General features: G+C 71.5%; 14 protein-coding genes. All 14 read right to left on the bottom strand.

Going from position 1 to position 16109, the window contains the following annotated elements; all coding sequences use genetic code 11:
- Positions 1–213: 213 nt before the first annotated feature.
- Positions 214–1287, bottom strand: coding sequence for a 2-oxo acid dehydrogenase subunit E2 (locus tag OG989_RS19560; protein WP_327027961.1), 1074 nt, complete (start codon positions 1285–1287; stop codon positions 214–216).
- Positions 1280–2302 (bottom strand): alpha-ketoacid dehydrogenase subunit beta, encoded by a 1023-nt coding sequence (locus tag OG989_RS19555; RefSeq protein WP_327027960.1) that lies wholly within the window; start codon positions 2300–2302, stop codon positions 1280–1282. Before OG989_RS19555 ends, OG989_RS19560 begins: the two co-directional genes overlap by 8 nt.
- Positions 2295–3203 carry a thiamine pyrophosphate-dependent dehydrogenase E1 component subunit alpha gene (locus OG989_RS19550; protein WP_327027959.1) on the bottom strand — a complete coding sequence of 303 codons (909 nt, stop codon included), beginning with the start codon at positions 3201–3203 and terminating at the stop codon, positions 2295–2297. The genes OG989_RS19555 and OG989_RS19550 overlap by 8 nt, the downstream gene beginning before the upstream one ends.
- The gene (locus tag OG989_RS19545) at positions 3196–4698 is read right to left on the bottom strand and encodes an AMP-binding protein (RefSeq protein ID WP_327027957.1); all 1503 of its coding nucleotides are present in this window, start codon (positions 4696–4698) and stop codon (positions 3196–3198) included. Before OG989_RS19545 ends, OG989_RS19550 begins: the two co-directional genes overlap by 8 nt.
- Positions 4695–5606 (bottom strand): diiron oxygenase, encoded by a 912-nt coding sequence (locus OG989_RS19540; RefSeq protein WP_327027956.1) that lies wholly within the window; start codon positions 5604–5606, stop codon positions 4695–4697. The genes OG989_RS19545 and OG989_RS19540 overlap by 4 nt, the downstream gene beginning before the upstream one ends.
- Entirely contained in the window at positions 5603–5845 is a 243-nt protein-coding gene (locus tag OG989_RS19535; RefSeq protein ID WP_101409372.1) for a phosphopantetheine-binding protein, read from the bottom strand. The genes OG989_RS19540 and OG989_RS19535 overlap by 4 nt, the downstream gene beginning before the upstream one ends.
- 1 nt (position 5846) lies before the next feature.
- Positions 5847–6758 carry a transglutaminase domain-containing protein gene (locus tag OG989_RS19530; RefSeq protein ID WP_327027953.1) on the bottom strand — a complete coding sequence of 304 codons (912 nt, stop codon included), beginning with the start codon at positions 6756–6758 and terminating at the stop codon, positions 5847–5849.
- Positions 6755–9133 (bottom strand): peptidase domain-containing ABC transporter, encoded by a 2379-nt coding sequence (locus tag OG989_RS19525; RefSeq protein ID WP_327027951.1) that lies wholly within the window; start codon positions 9131–9133, stop codon positions 6755–6757. The genes OG989_RS19530 and OG989_RS19525 overlap by 4 nt, the downstream gene beginning before the upstream one ends.
- The gene (locus OG989_RS19520; protein ID WP_192581243.1) at positions 9130–9858 is read right to left on the bottom strand and encodes an SDR family NAD(P)-dependent oxidoreductase; all 729 of its coding nucleotides are present in this window, start codon (positions 9856–9858) and stop codon (positions 9130–9132) included. The genes OG989_RS19525 and OG989_RS19520 overlap by 4 nt, the downstream gene beginning before the upstream one ends.
- Entirely contained in the window at positions 9851–11044 is a 1194-nt protein-coding gene (locus OG989_RS19515; protein WP_327027949.1) for a class I adenylate-forming enzyme family protein, read from the bottom strand. Before OG989_RS19515 ends, OG989_RS19520 begins: the two co-directional genes overlap by 8 nt.
- A gap of 9 nt (positions 11045–11053) precedes the next feature.
- Entirely contained in the window at positions 11054–11320 is a 267-nt protein-coding gene (locus OG989_RS19510; RefSeq protein WP_089000851.1) for an acyl carrier protein, read from the bottom strand.
- Positions 11321–11322: 2 nt separating this feature from the next.
- Positions 11323–12987: a condensation domain-containing protein gene (locus tag OG989_RS19505; protein ID WP_327027947.1), complete on the bottom strand. Its 1665-nt coding sequence runs from the start codon at positions 12985–12987 to the stop codon at positions 11323–11325.
- 80 nt (positions 12988–13067) lie between these two features.
- Positions 13068–14582: a class I adenylate-forming enzyme family protein gene (locus OG989_RS19500; RefSeq protein ID WP_151452694.1), complete on the bottom strand. Its 1515-nt coding sequence runs from the start codon at positions 14580–14582 to the stop codon at positions 13068–13070.
- A 36-nt stretch (positions 14583–14618) separates the two neighbouring features.
- Complete coding sequence (locus OG989_RS19495; protein ID WP_327027946.1) at positions 14619–15728, bottom strand: transcriptional regulator; 1110 nt, start codon at positions 15726–15728, stop codon at positions 14619–14621.
- Positions 15729–16109 lie beyond the last annotated feature (381 nt).

The raw sequence follows: 16109 nt of genomic DNA, 5'->3' as shown, positions 1-16109 counted from the left end.
CACCTCGGTCATGTTGGTTCACCCCTTTCCGCATCATCGGTCCTTGTCCACCCGACGGGTTCGATCCGCAAGCCGTGGCGGCGGACTCAAGTCCACAGGTTCCACACGGATCGACAGCCCTTCCATAGCGGGCTGGGGGCCATAGGATACCTCCGTCATGTCCACGGGCGATGTCGCGTTGGTCGCGTTCAACTGACAACTGTCAGAGGGCTATCAACCCGCCTCCAGATCGGCCTTGACCGCGCGCAGGAACGCCACCGCCGACCGACCGTTGACAAAACGATGGTCATATGCCAAACCCAGATGGAAATAGTCACTGGTGGTGACCGAGCCATCATTCTGAAGCACCAACTCGCGCTGCATCGAGGCGAGAGAGACCGCGCATGTGTGTTCCGGGAAGATGAGCGGCTGCGCATGCACGACGTCCGCGTCCGTATGTATCGTGAGCGCGATGTTCGACCCGGCCAGATCCGCCTCGGCGAATTCCCCGCGCACGGCGGCGCGACGGAACCGCAACAGGTCGGCGGCGACGTCCCGCAGCGGCCGGGTGTCGGCGTCGGCGACGACCGGCAGGTAGAGGCCCCTCCCGACGTCGATGGTGACACCGACGTGCGCTCCCGGCCGAACCGTCGCCGCCTGATCGCCCTCCGCTCGCGCGAAGCACAGCGGGAACTCCGCCCGCCGCGCCGCGATCGCCTCGACCACCAGCTCCGGGATGCCGACGAAGCCGATGGTCGCCGCCTCGGCACGCAGGCGTTGTTTCAGTCGATCGGCGACCACCTTGACGACCGTGTACGCGGCGGGGATCTCGCGGTGCGAGGCGGACACCGTACGGGCGACCCGTCGCTGGGCCGCGGACACGGTCACCCGCTCGGCCGTGGCCGGCGGCGCCTGCCCGGCGACCAGCTGTTCGATGTCCGACCGCGCGATGACCGGCTTGCCGATCGACCGTACGTCCGCCTCCGCCACACCGTGTTCGGCCATCAGCCGCCGGGCCGGCTCGGTGATGGTGATCGGATCCGCATCGCAAGCCTGCCGCACCGGTGGCGGGCGGTCGTCCCCGCCGACGGTCGCCACCACCTCCCCGGGGCGGCAGGTCGACGGTGCGGACGTCCGCTGCCACAGGATGCCGGCGTCGTCCGCGACGAGTTCGTGCGCCGCCTTGGAGGTCTCCACCAGAGCTACCGCGGTGCCCGCCTCGACCGGCGCCCCGTCGCCGACCAGCCACTCGATGAGCGTGTACTCCTCGTCGGTCGCGTTGAGCCGCGGCAGCCGGATGTCACCCACCGGCGACCGCCGTCACCACGGCGCGGATGTCGTCCGCCTGGACCAGTACCGCACGCTCGAGGTGGGGTGCGGCGGGGATGGTGCTTGGCGGCGCGTGGAGCAGCCGGACGGGCTGGGACAGCAGGTCCCACATCTGCTGGTGGATGGTGTGAGCCACCTCGGCCCCCCACGTGCCGCCGGCCGTCGCGTCCTCGACGACCACCACCCGTCCGGCCCCGGCGACCAGAGCAGCCAGCGGCGCGGGGTCGAACGGATAGAGCCGCGACGGCACCACCGCACGCACCGCGATCTCGTCACTCAGATAGGCACCCCGCATTCCGCCGAGCACCCTGTCGGTGAGGCCGCCCGGTGCGATGACCACGACGTCGGCCCGGTCGACCCCGCGCACGCCCAACACGGCGAAGTCGCAGGCGCCACCGATCCGCTCGCAGTGGAACAGCTCGTCTCCGGCCGCCGCGCCGAACCGTCGACGGCCGTAGAGCACCTTGTCCTCGAAGTACATCGCGGGAGCCCCCGAGTCGAGGATGCGGGCCAGTGTGGCGTGCGCGTCGTGCACCGGGCTCAGCTCGTGCACGGCGAGGTTGGGCACGCCCACGAAGTGCTTCTGCAGGCTCTGGCTGTGGGTGGGCCCGTATCCGCGGTTGCCCCCCGTCGGGCACCGGACCACCAGCGGCATCCGCACCGGTTCGCCGTACATCGTGACGGCCTTGCTGGCCAGGTTGACGATCTGGTCGAAGCACAGGGTGGCGAAGTCGGAGAACATCACCTCGACCACCGCCTCCCGGCCCCGCAGGGCCAGGCCGACCGCGAAGCCCACGATCGCCTGCTCGCTGATCGGAGTGCTGAGGACACGTTCGGGATACCCGGTGGACAGCCCGCGGGTGACGCCGAAGGCGCCGCCGTACGGGTCGGCCATGTCCTCGCCGATCAGATGGAGATCCGGCCTCTCCGCGAGCAGGGTCGCCAGGGCACGGTTGAGGCCCTCCCCGACCCGCTCGGTCCCCGGCTCAGCCATGACCGGCGCCGATCAGCGGTCGGGCGAGTACCGACTCGACCACGTCGCGGATCTTCCCGGTCGCCGCCGCGTCCAGGCGGTCGACCTGCTCCGGGAACGCCGCACGGTAGTACGGGTACCAGTCACGCCCGGCGAGGGCCTCGAGCTCCGCCGGCGTGCGGGTGTCGTCGCCCTTGCTGTGCGGGCCGAGCCGCACCGTGTCGAACTCGACCACCAACGGAGACCCGTCGTGACGTACGGCGGCGACGAGCGGCGCCAGGCTGGCCCGGATGGCGTCGACGTCGATGCCGGTCACCTCGACGTGGCGGATGCCGAAGGCGGCACAGCGGTCGGCGACGCTACCGGCCATCTGTGCCGAGGTCGGGGTGGACTGGGCGATCCCGTTGTGTTCGACGACGACGACCATCGGCACCCGCCAGAGCGCGGCGAGGTTGAGCGCCTCGTACACCACCCCCTCGCCCCAGGTGCCGTCCCCGACGTACACCACGGAGATCGAGTTCGTTCCGGTGCGCCGCATGTCGAAGGCGGTGCCCACCGCGACCGGCACCAGTTGCCCCTGGATGCCGGTGGACATGAAGCCCGGGCGGCGGATGTGCTGCGAACCGCCCATCCCGCCGCACAACGCGCCCTCACGGCCGGCGAGCTCGGCGAGCAGCCCCGCCGGATCGTCGTACCGCGCCAGGAAGTGGCCGTGTCCCCGGTGGTTGCTGAACACCTCGTCATCGGGGCGCAGCAGGGACTCGACCACGACCGGGACGTACTCCTGGCCGAGGCAGGTGTGGCTGGTGCCCGGGATCAGTCCCCGGCCGAGCAGGTCGAGGACCGCGTACTCGAAGCGTCGGATGGACAGCATCGCCCCGAGGGTGGAGTCGGCCAGCGGGCGCAGCCGGCTCTCACGCATGGGTGACCTGTCCGCCGGCCACGAGGTCCCGGGCCCGTGCGGCGAGCACCCCACGGTCGATCTTGCCGTTCGCCGTGTGCGGGAACGCGTCGATGTCGCGGCACAGCAGCGGAACCATGTATCCCGGCAGGATCGAGGACATCGGGCGACGGATGTCCACGCCCGGGGTGCCGACGTAGAATACCGCCAGCTCCGTCCGCCCGGACGCCTCGAACGCCACCGCGACGGCCCGTTCCACCCCCGGCAACTGCCCGACGTGCCACTCCAGCTCGTCCAGCTCGACCCGGTAGCCGCGGACCTTCACCTGCCGGTCGACCCGACCGAGATAGACGAGTTCACCGCCGGCGCACTCCCGGACCCGGTCGCCGGTGCGGTACCAGCGCACCGAGTCGCCGTCGTGGAAGCGGCCCTCGTCGTCGGCCGGATCGAGATACCCGGGGAACATCTGCTGCCCGGTCACGCACAGCTCGCCCTCGGTGCCATCGACGCCGTCCTCGACGATGCGGTATCTGAGATGCGGGTACGGCGCGCCGATGGGGACGACGCCGTGCACGGCGAGGTCGGCCGAGTCCTCGGACAACCGGTGCGCGGAGCAGGCGATGGTCAGCTCGGTCGGGCCGTACAGGTTCTCCACCACCGATCCGGCCGCCGCCCGCTGCCAGTCCTCGGCATCCGTCATGCGCAGCGCCTCACCGCAGAAGAGGCTCCACCGCAGCGTCGGCATCGAGCGGGGAGTCAGCCCGCCCCGGCGCCGCACCAGAGCGATGGCGCTGGGCACGGAGAACCAGAACGTCACCCGCTCGGCGGCCAGGAACTCCGGCAGCGCGGTGAACACCTGCGGCGGTGTGGACACCACGGTGGCACCCGCGCCCCAGGCCACGAAGAGGTCGAACATCGCCAGGTCGAAGGTCTGGTCGAAGGTCTGCGAGCACACGTCGCCCGGGCCGAGGTCGTAACGGTCGAGGTTGTACCGCAGGAAGCTGTCCATGTTGGCGTGCGTGATCGCCGCGCCCTTGGGCCGGCCGGTGGAGCCAGAGGTGAACAGCACGTACGCCACGTCGTCGTAGCCGGCCCGGGGCAGGGCGTCCAGCGGCGTCGCGGCCTGCGCCGCCACGGTGAGGCCGGGCAGGGCCGCCGTGAGGTGCGCGAGCGCCGCCGCCCCCGACCGGTCGACGATCAGCGTGTCGACGCCGGCCTGCGCCGCCATCCGGCAGGTACGCGCGGCGGGGAAGCCCGGGCTGAGCGGCACCGCCGTCGCGCCGGCGTAGAGCGTGGCGAGGAGCCCGGCGTACGACTCGATGCTGCGCACCGCGAGGATGCCGACGCTCCGCGCCCCGCACGCGACCAGCCCGCCGGCCCAGCGCCGGGCCACCTGGTCCAGCTCCGTGTACGTCCACTCCTGGCGACCGATCCGCAGCGCGACCCGGTCCGGCGCCGTCGCCAGGCCGGCGATGAACCACTCGTGCAGCAGACGTCGTGGCAGCTGACCGGTCACCAGGCCACCGTGTCTTCCGTGAAGAGCCCCAACCGGTCGAAGAAGCGGGTGGTCTTGTGCATCACGGTCCGATGGAACTCCTGACGGTACTGGTCGCCGAGCACCTCGGCGCGGATCCGCCTGGCCTCGGGAAGGGCGGCGTCCGCGTACACCTCGGGGTGGTAGAACGCCCGCAGGCACGAGCTGACGTAGCGGGACAGGTACGTCCCGGCTCCCGCCATCTCCTCCGGCGTCGCGCTCTGCTTCGCCTCCTCGTACAGCGCCCGCATCATCTGCCGACCGAAGGCGATGTGTCGCGACTCGTCCTGGTGGTGGACGGCGTTGATCTGCTGCGCGATGTGCGGCAGCCGGCCGTCGGTCGCCATCTTCGCGTTGTAGTAGTCGCACAGCTCCTCCGCGATGAGGATGCGACCGAAGATGACGAGGTCACGGATGGCGGGGCCACCCTCGATCGCGGTGCCGGCGACGCGCTTGGTCTTGTAGACCTTCCCCCCGTACCGCTGGCAGAACTGGGCGAAGAACCACATGTGTTCGTTCTCTTCGTGGATGAAGTCGTGGAAGAACTCCGACAGGCCCGGGTACCGCGTGTCGTAGATCCGCCCGGCCACCTCGCCGATCAGCTCGCGGATGAGGTGGACGTTGAGACTGAAGAAGTTCACCGCCTCGGCCTGGGTCAGGCGCACCCGTTCGGCATCCGACAGGCGGTCCCACACCGCGGTGCCGTAGCACGTCGTCAACTCCGGGCTCATCCAGAACTGGTCCGTCGGCAGTTCCGCCGGCCAGTCGAAGATGTCGAAGACGTGGTAGCGCTGGTCCCGCGCCTGGTCGCTCAACCTGGCGGCGACCGTGGTGAGCCGCTCCCACGACTGGTGCATGTCCGCGTGTCTCTCCTCGACGGGGCCGGTCACATCAGGCTCCTGACCGCGTTCCAGATGGTGCCCGGAGTCGCGAAGACCTCCGGCTGCAACAGCTCGGGTGGGATCTCGATGTCGAACTCGGTCTCCAGGTTGACGATCAACTCGACCACTTCCAGCGAGTCGACACCGAGCTCGGTCAGGCTCTGGTCAGGCTCCAGGGGCGAGTCGGCACTGAGCAGCCGACTGCGCTCCCGAATGAGTGGTTCAAAGGCGGGTGGCCAATCCACCATGTCACCCTCCCGTGTCGCGGTAGGTTGGGAATCTCGCGAAAACCGGCTGACCGGCATGCGTCACCAGGTCGCGCCAGCTGGGTCCGACGCGGCCGAGAATGGCACCGAGCGAGCGGTCGCGCTGCCACTCTGGCCCGGCCATGCCCCACTGCCCCAGGGCGTCCAGGAGCACCGGGTCGACCGGGACCCAGACCCCGTCGACCTGGAACTCCGCCCACGAGTGCGATGCGGAGATCGGTGGGGTCAGCGACCTGCCGAAGGAGAACCGGGCGGTCAGTCCCCGCCTGCGGGCCTCCTCGACCAGCAGGTGGGCCACGCCGACGCAGTCGCCGATCCCGGTGTCACGGACGAAGGCGCTGTCGGCGCGCAACGTCTCCGGCAGCCAGAGGAACCGGATGTGCCGGGTCTCCGCCAGCAGGTCGAGCACCGCGGTCGGCAGTTCCGGCCAGGTCCGCGGCCGGTCGAACGTCACCGAGTGCAGCACGCCGCCCCGGTCCTGTGCCGACGTCGTCTCGTGCCAGGCGTCGTCCGGCACCGCGAGGCGCCACCGGCACGGCTCGTCGTGCCCGGGCTCCGGGCACTGCGCCACGTAGTCCATCCGGTAGCGGGCGTGGGCGGTGGGGCGCCCCAGCTCGCGGATCCACCAGGAGAGGACCTTGCGCCCGCGCGAGCGCGGGTCCAGGTGCACCGAGACGTTGCGCAGGTCGGTGGCGTCGAACAGGAGGCCGTCCGCGCCGGCCGCCGAGGGCAGACCGGCGGCGACGAGGACGTCGAGGCCCGGCCCGTCGATCTGGTACTCGGCGGCGGCCGTGGCGGCGTCCATCTCGAAGCGCCGATGCGAGTGCGGCACCTGCAGGATCAGCGGCAGCAGGGCGTCGAGCGCCTGCCGGTCGAGCCAACGCTCGGCTGTCACGAGGCACCTCCCACGAGGCGCCGGTACAGACCGTCCTCGGCCATCAGGTCCTCGTGGCGGCCACGCTGGACGAGCCTGCCGTCGCTCATGACGAGGATCTGGTCGGCGGCCTCGGGATGGGAGAGGCGGTGGGCGACGACCACCAGCGAGCGCCCGGTCCGGCGCAGGTTGGCCATGATGCGGTCCTCCGTGAGCCGGTCGAGGGCGCTGGTCGCCTCGTCGAGGATCAGCAGCTCGGAGTTCCGCAGCAGGGCCCGCGCCAGGGAGATGCGTTGGATCTGCCCACCGGACAGGCCCGTCCCGGAACTGCCGAGCAGCGTCTCGTACCGCATCGGCATCGCGTCGATGTCGTCGTGGACCTCGGCCAGCCGGGCAGCGGCGATGACGTCCTCCAGGGAGCACTCCGGCCGGCCGAGCGCGATGTTCTCCCGGATGGTCCCGCCGAACAGCCGGGCGTCCTGCCGGACGTACGCCATCGACCGCCGCGCGGCCGGCCGGTCCAGCTGATCCGTCGGCGTGCCGTCGAGGGACACCGTGCCGGCGCTGGGCAGGTAGAGCCCCGCCAGCAGCATGGCGAGCGTCGACTTGCCGGAGCCGGACTCACCGAGGATGAGAGTGAACTGCCCGGGCTCGATCTGTGCGTTGACGTCCACGAGCGCCGGCGTCCGCGCGCCCGGATAGGCGAACCGCACGTCGTCGAGCGTGATGGCGCCGGTGACGCGGGACGGCACCACCGCGTCCGGGCCGGCCTCCGGTCGCGCGTCCAGGATGTCGGCGAGCCGGGTCAACGTGGCCCTCAGGCCGGCGACCTCCAGCCCGGTCTGCACCAGACTCGCCAGCGGTACGAACATTCCCATGGCCAGGGCGGAGAAGCCCACCACCCGGGACAGGGAGATCTCGCCGCGACCGAGCAGGACCAGACCGGCGGCGAGCACGGCGAGCGGAGCGAGGAACTGGATCGCGGTGCTGACGGCCTCGCACACGCCGAGGAACCGCCGGCTGCGGGTCCTGGCGTTCACCTCGGCGACGAACGTGTGGCTCCAGGTCTCCGCCGCGGCGCCCTCCAGCCCGGAGGCCTTCAGCGTCGGCACGCTGTCCAGCAACTGGAACAGCTCGGTGTGGCTCTTCGCCTGCGCCTCCAACAACGCCGCGGTCAGGTATTCCTGCTTGCGCCAGCTGAACGCGAGCAGAGCGAGCTGGGCGACGGCGAGGGTGAGCACCAGCGCGCCGAGACGCCGGTCCGCGACGACGATGAGCCCGCCGTACACGAGCACCAGCACCCCGTCGAGCACGGCCGACAGCGCGGATCCCGTCAGGATCTGACGGACCGCGTTGCTGGTGCGGACCCGCATGGAGAGGTCGCCGGTGTGGCGCTGGGCGAAGTAGTCGAACGGCAGGGCGACGAGGTGGTGGACCGCTCCGAGGGTCACCGACTTGTCGGCGAGAGTCTGCACGGACAGCAGGGCCAGCCGACGGACGGTCTGCATCCAGAAGTACATCGCGAACAGCACGACCGCCGCCCCGAACAGCAGCCAGGCGCTGACCGGTTCGCCGGGCTGGCCCGCCCGGTGCACGACGTAGGTGGAGGCGGCCGGCACCGCCAGGCCGCACAGGGTCAGCGCGACCGAGGTCAGCGCGAGAGGAACCCAGGCGGCCGTACGCGGGAAGAACTTCGACAGGTACGGCAGGCGGCTCGCGCCGAGGTTCCGGGCGTCGGCCCCTCGCCGCGACGTCGTGGCGCCGACCGGTGGATGGAACTCCAGCGCCACACCGGTGAACGCCTTGCCGGCCTCGGCCAGGCTGACCTTACGCCGGCCGAAGGCCGGATCGACGATGTACAGGTGGGTGTCGGTCACCCGCTCCAACACGACGAAGTGGATGAAGTTCCAGAAGAGGATGGTCGCCGGGGGGAGGTTGCGCAGCCCTTCGATGGAGACCCGGACTCCGCGCGCGACCAGGCCGCGCCGCCGCGCGGCAGCGAGCATCGCGCGGGCCGCGACCCCGTCCCGGCCCGTGTTGGTCTCGGTGCGCAACTCGTCGAGGGGGACCGGTTGACCGAAGTAGGCGAGGACCATCGCCAGCGCGGCAGCCCCACACTCGCTCATCTGCGACTGGAGCACGACCGGAACCCGGGTGCGCGAGACCCGCAGCGCGGCCCGCACGTTGCGCCACCGCAGGCTGCGCAACGCGGCCAGGCCGGGTAGCGCCCGCCAGCCGAGCTCCACCGCGTCGCCGGTATCCCGGTTGACGCCGTGGTGACGCAACGCCTCGCGCCGGAAGCGCTGCCGTCGGTCGGTGAACTCCGTCGGTAGGCTCGTCGCCTCCGGCGGCCGGGGGGCCTGTTCCGCCTGCCCGGTCTTGTCCAGCGTGCTCATCCGCCGCTGCCCGAGTCGACCCGGAGCACCTGCGCGGTGATGGCCTCCGCGGCGGGTGAGAGCAGGAACTCGACCGACCGCGCCACGTCGGCGACGGTGGCGGCCCGGTTGAGCATGTTCCGTCGATTGATCGCGGCGCGGAGGCCGTCCTCGATCGATGCGGTCATGGCGGTGTCGATGAAGCCCGGTGCGACGCAGTTGACCGTGATGCCCCGGCTGCCGACCTCGGCGGCGAGCACCCTCGAGAACCCTTCCAGAGCGCACTTGGTCGCGGTGTACGCGCCGAGCCCACGGAAGGTCCGATGGGCCGCGATCGAGGTGATGTTGACGATGCGTCCGCCACGGCGGTACATCGCCTTGACCGCCGCCTGGGACAGGGACATCGGGACCTCGACGTTGAGCTGCCACATCCGGGTCATGTCCGACCGTGCGGCGGCCACGTGCAGAGCCGCGCTCGCCACCCCCGCGTTGTTGACGAGACCGTGGAGATCGGCGCACTCCCGGAGCCGGTTGGCCACCGCGAGCCGATCGTCGCCGCTGGTGAGGTCGGCGGCGAGGAACGTCAGCGGGTCACCGACGGACTCCCGCAGGGCCGCGAACTCGCTGGGAGCGGTCCGTGCCACGGCGACCACCCGGTAACCGACGGTCAGCAGCTGCCGGGTGACAGCCAGCCCGATACCCCGGGTACCGCCGGTGACGAACACCGTCCCGAGTGCCTCACTCACCGCGGGCCGCCTTTCCGGACGGTGCCGTCGGAAGCTGGTCGACGACGGTGACGCGACGCGGTTGTTCCGCCGGGGCCAGTACGCGGCGGGCATGGGCCTTGACCCGCTGCACGACCAGGTCACGGTCGGCGCCCGGCGGCGTGACGACGTCGGCGCCGACGACGGCGCCGAGCACGCTGCTGCGCACCGGGTAGACGCGGACCGCGACGACGTCCGGGAGTTCCCGCAGCAGCCGGGCCACGTGGCCGGGCACGACCTTCACCCCACCCACGTTGATGACCTCGCCGCGTCGCCCGAGGATGTGCAGGCGCCCACCGTGGATCGCCGCCTCGTCCCCCGTCGGCAGGTACGGTGCGCCGGGCGCCGGGGACAGGAGCAGCTCGCCGTCACGCACCGTCAGCGCCTTCCCGGTCGGCCCGTACCCGTCGAGGACGGAGAGCGGCAGGCCCGGCAGCCCGTCGGAGACGGTGGCGATCCGGCCCAGCTCGGTGCTGGCGTAGAACTGCAGGACGCGTTGCGGCGCGAACGCCGACTCGATCAGCCGTAGCAGCTGGGCGTCCACCGGCTCGCCGCCCATCGAGACGGTGTGCACCTGCGGTCGGGCCTCGTCGGTCCCCCGGTGCAGCGCCGCCATCCGCCAGAACGACGGGGTGCCGGCGACGACGTCGTAGCGTGCGCCCGTCCCGACGGCCAGGTCGGTCGGGGTGAGGAAGTCGATGCTGGCAGCCCGGCCCAACGCCTGGCTCACGGCCTCCACCCCGGCGTAGGTGAAGGGTGCGTAGCCGATCCCCCACCTCTCGTCACGGTGCGCGGTGTCCCAGTCGGCGCCGCGGGTCAGCTCCGGCCAGGGCCAGTAGGTCGGGGTCGGGGTACCCGTGGTGCCCGACGAGAAGATCCACAGCCCGCCCTGCCCTGCGCCGGAGGGCCGGCTGCCCTCCTCGGTAGGCCGGATCCGCCCGCTCGCGACGTTCAGCACGGCCTGCGGGCGCAGCTCCGCCAGCGCCGACGCGGTGACGGTCGGACCCACCACGACCACGGACGCGTCGAGCGGGCGGAGCGCACGCAGTGCGACCACGAGATCCGGCCCGGAGGCCACCTCGACCGCGAGGTGGCGCAGGCCGGTCGCCGCGACCGCCTCTCGCAGCCGGACGATCCGCTGCGCCAGCGGATCGGCATGGATAGTCACGGGCATGGCTCAGCCTGCTGCCGGTTGCAGCGCCCGGCAGAGGTCCGCGAGCGTCTCCATCCGGTCGACGGCGACGACGTCCAGCAGTACACCCAGCTCCTGCTCGAACTCGACGATGAGTTCCGCGACGACGAGGCTGTCGATCTCCAGCTCGGCCAACTGCATCGCACCGGTGTAGCGCGGCGCGTCGCCGACCGGCGGCACGGTGAGCACCCGCTTCGCCACCGCGTCAAGGGTTTCCTCGTCGATCACCGTGTCGACGTGGACACTCTCCACGCTCAACCAACTCCATCCATGAATAGCTCCTCGGACCGTTCGTCGTCGGGGGTGCCGGACACCACCGCGATGCGCACCGGGACCGCCAGGAACGGCCGGCCGGCGACGTGGGAACGGACGTGGCTGGCGAGATCGTCCGCCGTGACTCCGGCGTCGGCGGGCGTCACCTCGGCGGCGAGTCGCGATCCGCCGTCCTCGGCGACCTCCACCGAGATCCTGGCGGAGGCGACCGCGGGGTGCGAGTCGAGGACCGAGGTCACCTCGGCCAGGTCGACGACCAGCACGACCGCACCGTCGGGTGCGCGAAGTGGCGTGAGCCCGGGGCCGCTCTCCGTCGCCGGCGCGGCGCTGGCCGGGTCGTCTCCGGCCAGCAGTGCGCGGAAGGCGGCGACGAACCTGGTGAAGGTGGCCTGCGACATGGTCTCGCCGTCGACGGTCAGCCGGACGCCCAGCCCGTTGGGCCGCTCGTTCGCGGCGATCCGCAGGCCGTCGGCGGTCCTGACCAACGTCGGGGTGTACGCGCCGCGCTCGATGGCGATCGCGCCGCCGTCGGCGTCGTCGCGGTCGGCGGTGTCCTCCAGGTACGTCATCGACAGGGTGTCGTGGACCGGACGGCCCAGGCGTCGGACCGCCGTCGCCCACATGTCGTCCAACGCCTGCCGCGTGACGGTGCGGCGCGAGGTCGCCGACAACAGCTCCCGCCGCACCTGCACCAGCAGGTCGGCGGGCCGGTCCGGCCGGTCCAGCACGACCGGCACGACGACGTCGAACATGCCGACGACGCCCTGGTCGGCGTGACGCCTGCCGTTCAGCTTCATCGAGACGACGAGGCGGTCCTGCGGCGTCAGCTGGAACACGGCGGCCGCGAACAACGTGAGGAGCCACTGGACGGTGCTGAAGCCGGCGGCCTGCCAGCGCTCGCGCACGTCCTTCCACTCGTCCTCGACCAGGGTCAGCAGCTCGGTGTGGGCGACGCTCGCGGACGGCCCGCCGAGCCCCGGAAGAAACTGACACCGGGGCGGCAGCCAGGGGCCACGCTGCCGCCAGTACGCGGACACCGCCTGGGCGCGCGCCGAGTCGGCGGCGGCGGCCTGGCCGGTCACCGCGGCGAGGTAGTCGGCGTCCACGGGGTCGGCGTCGGTCCCGCCGCCGAAGTAGGCCCCCCACAGGTCGCGTACGACGATCATCCGGGCGGTGGCGTCCACGGCGTAGTTGGAGAACACCCCGAGCACGGCGTGCAGAGTCGGAGTGAACCGCAGCAACCGCAGCACGAACGGGTACTCGACCGCGAGGTCGAAGGGGCGCCGGATGTCCGCCGCGAGGACGGAGCGCACGTAGCGGGTGAACTGCTCGGTGTCGTTCGCCGTGACCTGGGTCATCGCCACGAGCCGGCGATCGTCGGGCATCGGCCGCACCCACTGGACAGGTTCACCGTCGAGCGTCGTGACACCGATCCGCAGCGCCGCGTGCCGGGCGACCGTCGAGCGCACCGCGCCGACGAATGCGGCGACGTCCAGCGGGCCGGTGACCTGGTAGGACATCCAGACTGCCACGCCCTGCTCCGCCGTCCCCCACAGGGCGCGGTGGTGCGCGAGCTGGCCCGGCAGCAGGGGATGGACAGCGGTGTCGAGATCGACCGCCTCAAGGCGGGTGGGTCGCGACGACATACGGTCCTCATCCCAGCAGCAGTGGTCACCTACCGGAGGCCAGATTCAAGATCGGCAGATTAGCAACTCCCCGGACACCGTCAAGGAATCCGCACTTGAACGGGGGTCGGCGGTGGGTGCGAACGCGCGATCGCCCGGATCTGTTGACGGTCCACCTTCCCGTGCGGGGTGAGCGGCAGCGCGTGGACCGCGACGCAACGCTCCGGCGTCTTGGCCGGTTCGAGGCGGCGCGCCAGCTCCGCCAGCACGTCGTTCTCCCGCAGGACGGTGGCCACCACGACGGTGAGCGGGTTCGCCTCGTCCGGCGCGACGGCGGCGGCCCCGTCGACGCCGTCGATGTCCATGGCCGCCGCTTCGATCTCGGCGGTGCTCGACCGCACGCCCCGGTGCTTGAAGACGTCGTCGCCGCGACCGTGCAGATACAGGTGGCCGTCGACGTCCAGGTGGCCGCGGTCGCCCGTGTGCAGCCGCCGGCCAGCCGCGGTCGCCCGGAAGGTGGCGGCGCTCAGCTGCCGGTCGCGCCAGTATCCGGCCATGACGTTCGCGCCCTCGACGACGACCTCGCCGACGTCGCCGGCGGGTAGCGGTCGACCCTGACGGTCGACGACGCGTACGACGGTGCCCGGGATCGCGCGCCCGACGGACCCTGGGCGTGCCAGGTCGCCGTCCGGCTCCAGGATCGTGGCTCGCTTGCATTCGGTCAGGCCGTACATCTGCACCACGGCCGCGCCCGGGAACGCGTCGCGCAGCCCGTCTGCGAGCCGTGGCGACATCCGGGCGCCGGTGTTCGTGAACATCCGGACCGGCTGCGGCACCGGGAGCGCCGTCCTGGCCGCCAGCCGGAGCAGCGCGGTGGCGATCTCCGGCACGACGGGCACGACGGTGGCCCCCGCGCTGGTGATCCGTTCGAGGAGGGCGATCCCCTCCCCTGCCTCGAGCGCCTCCCACCGCGAGCCCGCAGCCGTGGCGAGCAGGAGCTGGTAGAGCCCGTAGTCGAACGAGGGCGGCACGCAGGAGAGCACGACGTCGTCCGGCCGGTAGCCGAGGACCTGTCCGATCGCCCGGGTCGCGAAGAGGACGCTGTCGTGCGGACAGACCACCCCCTTGGGCCGCGCGCTGCTGCCCGACGTGTACATCAGGAGGGCGGGCGCCTCCGGGCCACCGTCGGCACGGCTGGCATCGGGCTGGACCGCGTCCCCGACCGGCGCGTCGAGCGTCTCCAGGATCTCCCCGAACTGTGTCGACGACCAGGCGCGGGCGGGCACCTCGACCGCTGCGGGATCGATCCCCACCACGAGGGCTGGTTCGATGTCGGCGAGTACCGCCCGAAGCTGGAACGGACGCATCGTGGCCGACAGCGGCGCCAGCGTCAGGTCCGCGTACGACGCCGCGAACAGGATCGCGGCGAAGCCGGCGCCGCCGGACCGCACGGCGATCCGGTCCCCCGGCAGCAGGCCCAGTGCGCGGAACCGACCGGCCAGGTTGACGCTTCGCTGCCGGAGTTCCTGGTAGCTCCACCGGTGGCTCCGGTCGACGACCGCGGTGCGCTGGGGATGCCGTCGCGCGGCGGTGTCCAGCAGGGTGTGGATCCGCATGTCAGGACCGGGCGGAGCTGCCCCTGGCGGCGAGGCTCAACGCCCGACCGTCCGGTGCCGTCTGCGCTCCTCGGGCAGCATCTGGCTGAATTGGTACCAGCCCCCCGCGCAGGCCTGGGCGACAGCCCGAAGCGACTCGTGGCAATGCGCGGGAACGTTGCCAGCGGTGTTCGACGACTGCGAGATGAAGGCGAGCGTCCCGGTGAGCAGCCGGAGCAGGGCCTTGCCGTGGTCCGTGTAGCGCAGCGCGGGATCCTGGCGGAGCCGCTCCAGCTGTAGCCGGATGCTGGCGGCGAGATCCTGATCCGTCACCGGCAGCCCGTCGGGGGACGAGACGGCTGCCAACTCGGCGAGCGACGGCGCCGGGGCCTTCTGCCCGGCCGGGACACAGGCGCCGCCGCCGAGCGCCTTGCGGCGGACGTCGAAAGCCGTCCCGACCGAGATGCCTGACCGGCGCGCCACCTCGCGCAGGCTGGCATCGGGCTCGCGACGCACGATCGCCTCGGCCAACCGCCGGCCCTCTTCCGTCGAGACCGGGTGCCGGCGCCCGTCCCGGCCGATCCGGACGTCCTGGTGGTGGCCCGTGTCCAGGGATCGCCGCCGCAGGCCGGCGACGGTCTTGGCGGCGACGCCACACACCGCCGCTATCCGGCGGTCGGACCACTGCGGGTGCGAGGCGAGGATCCGCTTGGCAGCGGCCAGCCGGTCCCGGGCGCTCAGCGGCAGGCCGTCCTCGAGGTTCAACTGCACCGCGGCCACGAAGGCATCCGCGTCGGAGCCGTCGAAGTAGACGACCGGCACGTGGCGGTCACCCCGCACACGCGCGGCCCGTAGCCGGTGCATGCCGTCCACCACCCGCAACGAGGACCGCTGGACGACGATCGGTGGCAGCTCGACGGTCAGCTCGACGAGGGTCGTGACGTGTCTCGCGCTGATCCCGTCCAGTCTCGGGGAGAAGCCGACCCGCAACGAGCGCACGTCGGCCACGTCGACCTCCGGAGCCGCGGCCTCCCCCGCCTGGGCGGGCTGCGCGGTGGAGTCGCTATCCGGTCGTCTCTTCATTCGTCCCTCGCGCCAAGTCGCCACAGTCAGAATGGTTGCGCTGGCGCTGATCGCCCGCGCGCCTGCGATAACGCACAGTCGCACCTACCCGACGATTTAGCCGCCCGCCACCATTACCCGTCCGTCACGAAATACCCGTGACGGTCATGCTACAACCGCAGGCAGACGCCTTCCAGACACCGCCGACAGCAATTCGAACGGTGACGGCGAACGCACCGACAGTTCGACCTCAAGCAGGACCGGGACACCTCGGCAGCATCAGCGCGTAAACGCCCTGCGGACGGTCGGTAATTGTCCGGCGCGGGAAACCGCCGCAGTCCATGTCGAATTGCGACCGAGCAACACGGAGGGTGGCGACCCTCTGACGCAAATGGGATACGGGCATGCTTGTGGATCACCATCACGGTCGGTACTATGCAGGCCCCGAGACCGTTGGCCAGTGTCCGGTCGAAGGCGGGCGCGACG

The sequence above is a fragment of the Micromonospora sp. NBC_01740 genome (assembly GCF_035920365.1).
GTDB classification, from domain to species: Bacteria; Actinomycetota; Actinomycetes; order Mycobacteriales; family Micromonosporaceae; genus Micromonospora; species Micromonospora reichwaldensis.
The sequence above is the reverse complement of the archived record's forward strand: the minus strand, read 5'-3'. Positions and strand labels throughout refer to the sequence as shown.

Excerpts from the sequence above, each read along its gene's own strand:
- OG989_RS19555 (WP_327027960.1), bottom strand. The coding sequence starts at position 2,302 with ATGGCTGAGCCGGGGACCGAGCGGGTCGGGGAGGGCCTCAACCGTGCC.
- OG989_RS19550 (WP_327027959.1), bottom strand. The coding sequence starts at position 3,203 with ATGCGTGAGAGCCGGCTGCGCCCGCTGGCCGACTCCACCCTCGGGGCG.
- OG989_RS19535 (WP_101409372.1), bottom strand. The coding sequence starts at position 5,845 with ATGGTGGATTGGCCACCCGCCTTTGAACCACTCATTCGGGAGCGCAGT.
- OG989_RS19525 (WP_327027951.1), bottom strand. The coding sequence starts at position 9,133 with ATGAGCACGCTGGACAAGACCGGGCAGGCGGAACAGGCCCCCCGGCCG.
- OG989_RS19505 (WP_327027947.1), bottom strand. The coding sequence starts at position 12,987 with ATGTCGTCGCGACCCACCCGCCTTGAGGCGGTCGATCTCGACACCGCT.
- OG989_RS19500 (WP_151452694.1), bottom strand. The coding sequence starts at position 14,582 with ATGCGGATCCACACCCTGCTGGACACCGCCGCGCGACGGCATCCCCAG.